Here is a 6507-nt window from a genome sequence, read left to right on the forward strand (position 1 = left end):
TATCCTGGGGCAAGCCCTGAGCGCCGCCAACTGGGCCAAGCAGCTGTCGACCCTGGGAGAAACTGCCCTGGAGCAACACGGGCGGTGGTCAGTTTCGAAGGGTTTCCTGCGCCGCAGCAGTACCCGGCGCTGGGGCGGCTGGAGGAGCTTTCCACCCGTGAATGCTACTCCACCTGGCAGATGCTCCGCTCCCCCGCGTTGAAAACGCTGCGCGATCGAGCCCACTGGAAGGTGGACTTCGACTAGGCGGATGGCGCGCTTCGCCCGACGCTGACAGGGTGGGTCACGTGTTGATGTTGCAGGTACCGCTGACCAGGTAACGCACCCAGTGCAACGAACCCTGGGTGTCCTCGTAGCTCATCAGGCTTTGCACGTTCCCGCAGTAGCGCACGGGTTGCGAAGCATGCACCACTTTGGCGATGTCCAGGTTCATGTCGTAGGTGTAGTCCTTCAACTCAGGCATGGGCTTGTTCAGGCGTTGGGCATAGCGAGCGGTAGCGTCGCGGGCGGCTTGCTCCAGGCGGGCGTTGATCGCGCTGATGTCGGTCTGGGCATTGGCGGTCAGGGACAGGGCCAATAAGGTGGTGAATGCCAGGGTTTTGCTCAGGTTCATGGGGACTCCGGTGTTGGGGTATTCAGAGCGGGCTAGCCCCGCGAGAGGGCCGGCGCAGCGCCACAAAAACGCCAGACAAAAAAGGCGCCCATGACGGGCGCCGAAAATTCACCCCTTCCAAAGGAGCACGACGGCTTCAAAGGTGAATGCGTTGCTGCGGGGAACGGCCTCTGGCGCTTGAACCCACCTTAACCAAGCGCACCTGACACCCCCATGAGGCGGTCATTACAATCGCGCAATGTGCGCCGCCCCTCAGAGAATGCTCAGCGGGTACTCGACGATCAGCCGCACCTCGTCCAGGTCCGACTCGAACTGCGTCGCGCGGGTGGTGGCCTGGCGCACGCGCAGCGCCAGGTCCTTCAACGAACCGGTCTGCACCACGTACTTCACCTCGACATCGCGCTCCCAGCGCTTCTGGTCGGTGAGCGGATTACCGTCGCCATCGCGACGCATGTAGACCGCGTTGGCGTTTGCATAATCGGCGTCGGCGCCCTTGCCGTAGCGGGTCATGAAGGTCAGGCCGGGGATGCCGTACTTGGCCATGTCCAGGTCATAGCGCAGCATCCACGAGCGCTCCTTCGGCGAGTTGAAGTCGCTGTACTGGATGGAGTTGTCGAGGTAGATCGAGTCGGACTGGCGCAGGTAGTCGAAGTCGTCGCCGCCGTTGTTGCGCTGGTGGGTCAGCGCCAGGGTGTGGGCGCCGAAGCGCACGCCAAGCTTGGCGCTCCAGATGTCGTTGTCGAACTCCCCCAGCAATTGCTTGCCTTGGTCGACGGCGCGGTAATAGTTGAAGCCCGCCAGCAGGGCCAGGTCGTCATGCAACGGGTAGGTCAGCGCGGTGCCGAAATACTGCTGGTCCCACGCGTCCTTCAGGCGGCTGGCGTACAGGCTGACGGTGGTGTAGCGGTTGAGCGCGTAGTCGCCGCCGGCGTAGCCGACCCACGGCGAATTGACCGGGCCTGCGTAGAAGGTGGCAAAGTTGTCACGCAGGTTGCTGGACACCGGCTGGCTCATGGCGTGCAGCCGCCCGCCCTGCAAGGTGAGGCCGTCCAGGCTGGTATTGGACAAGGTCACGCCGCGGAACGACTCGGGCAGCAGCCGCGAGTCGCCGTAGGACACCACCGGGGTGGCCGGGAACACGTCGCCCGCCTTGATCACCGTGTCGAGCGCCCGCGCCTTCACGGCCCCGCCGACCTTGGTGTACTCGTCGCGGGCATTGCCCTCGCCGTCCACCGGCAGCACATCGAAGGAGCTACGCCCACCGTTGCGCCCACCGCCCGTGTCGAGCTTCAGGCCGAGCATGGCGAAGGCATCGACGCCCACACCGACCGTGCCCTGGGTGAAACCGGACTCGAAACGGGCGATCACCGCGTGCGCCCAAGCCTCGGAATAACCCGCGCCGCCAGGCGCTTGGGCACCGCTGCGGTCGTCACGGTTGAAGTAGAAGTTGCGGTTGAGCAGCGACAGGCGGCTGCCTTCGATGAACCCTTCCTGCTCGGTGTCCTGCGCGGCGCTGACCCACGTGCTGGTGCTGGCCAATGCCGAAACGACAGCCAGTGAAAGCGTGGTTTTTCTGCTCATGATTGCTCCGTACCCTTTGGCAGTTTCTTGTTGAAATAGCGCCGCCAGGGTTGTTCTACGCGTCAGGAGGCGGGCGCTATTTCATGATCGGGGCGGGAAGCTAACCGCAGGATGATCGGCAGATTACGAAACTGACAGGTGCCCAAGGGCCGTTGGCGGCCCCGGTACCGGTGGTACTGGCGCAGCGGCCTCTAGATCGACACCAGCCCGTGCTCGATCGCGTACTTCACCAGCGCCGCCGCCGTATCGATGTTCAGCTTGCGCCGAATGCTCAACCGATAGGTCTCCACCGTGCGCACGCTGATCCCCAGCTCGCGGGCCATCTCCTTGTTATTGGCACCCTTGGCGATCATCGACAGCACCTGCACCTCGCGCGGGGTCAGGTCGGTCTCGTCACGGTTGCTGCTGACCAGCTTGCGGGCGATCTCCGGGCTGTAGAAGCTGCCACCGGCAGCGATGGCCTCGATCGCGGCGATCAGCTCGGCGGACGGCGCGTTCTTCAGCACATAGCCGCGCGCGCCAGCGTTGATCGAGGTGCGCACATACTCCTGGTTGTCGTACATGCTCAGCATCAGGATCCTGATGCCGGGGTACAGGGCGCAGAGCTTGCGGGTCAGCTCCAGGCCGTTCATGTCCTGAAGGCCCACGTCGACCAGCAGGATGTCCAGCTCGACCGAAGCCACCAGCACCAGCGCCTGGGCGCCGGACTCGGCCTGGCCGACCACCTGGAAGTGCGGCATGGCGCTGAGCAGCGACTTGACGCCGTCACGCACCAGGACGTGGTCATCGACCAAGGCGATTCGGATGGGGGTGGTGGCGCTCATGGCAGTCTCGGGCATTCAAGGGTGGGAAGGCGGTCACACGGCGCGCAACGGGATCTGCACCTGCAGCTCGGTGCGCCCGGCCGCTGACGCGATGCTGAAACTGCCACGGTGGTGGTCGACCCGCTCGCGGATGTTGCGCAGGCCGATGCCGTGGCTCTCGTCGGCGGCGTTGGGGTCGAAGCCGACGCCGTTGTCCTGCACGCGCAGCACGATTTGCCCACGGTAGGCCGAGAGCGAAATTATAGCGGTGCTGGCCTGGGCATGGCGCTCGATGTTGGCCAGCGCCTCCTGGATGATGCGGAAAAGCGTCAGCGCCAGCCCCGCGTCCACCTCGGTGTCGCTCAGCCCGCAGGTGTACTGGGTGTGGATGCCGGTGCGCTGCTCGAACTCACGCACATGCTGGTCGATCGCTGGCGACAGGCCCAGGGTGTCGAGCAGCGACGGCCGCAGGTCGTGGGAAATGCGGCGAATCTCGCCGATGGCAGCGCCCAGGCGGGTGGTGCCCTTGCGCAGGTTGTCCAGGCCCTCGTCGCGGCCGTTGGCCACCTCCATGGCGGCCAGCTCGAACTGGAACTTGATCGACACCAGCAACTGGCTGATGCCGTCGTGCAGCTCGCGCGAGACCCGCGAGCGCTCGTCCTCCTGCAGGCTGACGATGCGCTGGTTGAGCGCCGACAGCTTGCGGTCGGCCAGACGGTGCTCACTGACGTTGAGCATCAGCCCGCCGGCGAAGATCACCAGCACCGCCAGCAGCGAGAACGAGCCGATCGCCAGCACCGTGGTCAACACCCCCGAGGCGACTTCCTGGCGCGACTTGAGCGTGGCCACTTCGACGTCGTCGATGTAGATGCCGGTGCCGAGCATCCAGCCCCAGCGCTCGAGCATCACCACGTAGGCCAGCTTGCCGGTGACCTGGCCGGTGGAGGGTTTCTGCCAGGCGTACAACTGGTAGCCATCGCCCTGCTCGGCGCTCTTGAGCAGCGCCTGGATCACCGGCAGGCCGTTCTTGTCGGTCATGCCGATCAGGTCCTTGCCGACCAGGTCGGCCTGGCGCGGGTGCATGAGGTTCTTGCCGTGGCGGTCGTAGACGAAGAAGTAGCCGTCCATGCCGAAGCTGGCGTGGGAGAGAAGCTGCAAGGCGCGCTGGCGGGTTTCCTCATCGTCGGCCCCGCTGTCGTACAGCGGCGCGATCAGGCTCATGGCCAGCTCCAGGTAGTTTTTCAGCTCGGCCTTCTTGGTGGCCATGATGCTGCTTTCCACCAGCCGGGCCTGGTCTTCCTCGAGCTTGCGGCTCTGGGCGAACACCAGGACGCAGATGAACAGCACCGACACCAGCAACGGCAGGACGCTGAGGGTGACGATCTTGTGTTTGAGTTGCATGGTGGGTACCGAGGAATGGAAAGGGGCCGCTTCGCGGCCCCCCTGTTATGACACGTTCACCCGCTCAGCAGCAACGCACCGGGCGCCCACTGCCACCGCCATACCGCGCATCCTGGCGCTCGCGGAAGAACGCCTCGTAGCTCATCACCGGCTTGTCCGGGTGCTTGGTCTGCATGTGCTCGACGTAGTAGTCATAGTCCGGCATGCCGACCAGCATCCGTGCAGCCTGGCCGAGGTATTTGCCCATCTTGCCCAGGTCATTGAACATCGCGGGGTACCTCAGGCCTCGGGAATGGGCTGGAACGGCGACTCCTTGTCGGTACGCTCAGGCTTGACCCAGGCGCGACGACCGACCTGGATCGCGAAGAACAGCACACTCAGCACCACGAACAGGAACAGCACGGTCAGCGTGGCGTTGGTGTAGGCGTTGAACACCACGTGCTGCATCTGCTCCAGGCTCTTGGCCGGGGCCAGTACCTGGCCGGCATCCAGCGCGGTGCTGTACTTCTTGGCCAGGGCCAGGAAGCCGACCGCCGGGTTCGGGTCGAACAGCTTGATCAAGCCGGCGGTGGTGGTGCAGATCAGCAGCCATACCGCCGGCAGCAGGGTCACCCACACGTAGCGCTGGCGCTTCATCTTGATCAGCACCACGGTGCCCAGCATCAGCGCGATGCCCGCCAGCATCTGGTTGGAGATGCCGAACAGCGGCCACAGGGTATTGATGCCCCCCAGCGGGTCGATCACGCCCTGGTACAGCAGGTAGCCCCAGAGGGTCACGCAACCCGCGGTGGCCAGCAGGTTGGCGCCCCACGACTCGGTGCGCTTGAGCGCCGGCACGAAGCTGCCCAGCAGGTCCTGCAGCATGAAGCGCCCGGCACGGGTGCCGGCGTCCACTGCGGTGAGGATGAACAACGCCTCGAACAGGATCGCGAAGTGGTACCAGAAGGCCATGGTGTTCTCACCCGGCAGCACCTGGTGGAGGATCTGCGCGATGCCCACCGCCAAGGTCGGCGCACCGCCGGCGCGGGCCAGGATGGTGTGCTCGCCGATGTCGCGGGCGGTCGCTTCCAGTTGCTCGGGGGTGATCAGGAAGCCCCAGCTGCTGACGGTGTTGGCCACCGACACCACGTCGGCGCCGACCACTGCGGCCGGGCTGTTCATGGCGAAGTACACGCCCGGCTCGATCACCGAGGCGGCGACCATGGCCATGATGGCGACGAACGACTCCATCAGCATGCCGCCGTAGCCGATGTAGCGGGCGTTGGTTTCGTTGTCCAGCAGCTTCGGCGTGGTACCCGAGGAGATCAGCGCATGGAAGCCGGACACCGCGCCGCAGGCGATGGTGATGAACAGGAACGGGAACAGCGTGCCCTTCCACACCGGGCCCGTGCCGTCGGTGAACTGGGTCAGGGCCGGCATCTTCAGCTCGGGGGCGAGGATCAGGATGCCGATCGCCAGGCCGACGATGGTGCCGATCTTCAGGAAGGTCGACAGGTAGTCACGCGGCGCCAGCACCAGCCACACCGGCAGCACCGCGGCGACGAAGCCGTAGCCGACCAGCATCCAGGTGATCTGCACGCCGGTGAAGGTGAACGCCGGGCCCCACACCGGGTCGGCCGCGACCAGGCCGCCGGCCCAGATCGACAGCAGCAGCAACACCACGCCGATCAGCGAGATCTCGCCGATGCGGCCCGGGCGGATGTAGCGCATGTAGATGCCCATGAACATGGCGATCGGGATGGTCGCCATCACCGTGAACATGCCCCACGGGCTTTCGGCCAGGGCCTTGACCACGATCAGCGCCAGCACCGCGAGGATGATGATCATGATCAGGAAGCAGCCGAACAGGGCGATGGTGCCGGGGATGCGGCCCATCTCCTCGCGCACCATGTCGCCGAGCGAGCGACCGTTGCGGCGGGTGGAGAGGAACAGGACCATGAAGTCCTGCACCGCGCCGGCCAGCACCACCCCGGCGATCAGCCACAGGGTGCCGGGCAGGTAGCCCATCTGCGCGGCGAGCACCGGGCCCACGAGCGGGCCGGCGCCGGCGATGGCGGCGAAGTGATGGCCGAACAGGATGTGCTTGTTGGTCGGGACGTAGTCCAGGCC

General features: G+C 65.5%; 6 protein-coding genes. All 6 read right to left on the minus strand.

From position 1 onward, the window contains the following. Positions 1 to 283 precede the first annotated feature (283 nt). Positions 284 to 613: a DUF2790 domain-containing protein gene (locus tag P0Y43_RS15155; RefSeq protein ID WP_275638073.1), complete on the minus strand. Its 330-nt coding sequence runs from the start codon at positions 611 to 613 to the stop codon at positions 284 to 286. A 252-nt stretch (positions 614 to 865) separates the two neighbouring features. After that, positions 866 to 2194, minus strand: coding sequence for an OprD family porin (locus P0Y43_RS15160; protein ID WP_275638074.1), 1329 nt, complete (start codon positions 2192 to 2194; stop codon positions 866 to 868). A gap of 191 nt (positions 2195 to 2385) precedes the next feature. Next, the gene (locus tag P0Y43_RS15165; protein ID WP_275638075.1) at positions 2386 to 3018 is read right to left on the minus strand and encodes a response regulator; all 633 of its coding nucleotides are present in this window, start codon (positions 3016 to 3018) and stop codon (positions 2386 to 2388) included. A 33-nt stretch (positions 3019 to 3051) separates the two neighbouring features. Then, positions 3052 to 4398, minus strand: a complete 1347-nt coding sequence (locus tag P0Y43_RS15170) for a cache domain-containing protein (protein WP_275638076.1) — start codon at positions 4396 to 4398, stop codon at positions 3052 to 3054. A 64-nt stretch (positions 4399 to 4462) separates the two neighbouring features. After that, positions 4463 to 4666 (minus strand): YbdD/YjiX family protein, encoded by a 204-nt coding sequence (locus tag P0Y43_RS15175; RefSeq protein WP_275638077.1) that lies wholly within the window; start codon positions 4664 to 4666, stop codon positions 4463 to 4465. Between the two features lie 11 nt (positions 4667 to 4677). Then, on the minus strand, positions 4678 to 6507 hold a 1830-nt coding region (locus tag P0Y43_RS15180), incomplete at its 5' end, for a carbon starvation CstA family protein (RefSeq protein ID WP_275638078.1).

It is taken from the genome of Pseudomonas entomophila (genome assembly GCF_029193575.1).
GTDB lineage: Bacteria > Pseudomonadota > Gammaproteobacteria > Pseudomonadales > Pseudomonadaceae > Aquipseudomonas > Aquipseudomonas entomophila_G.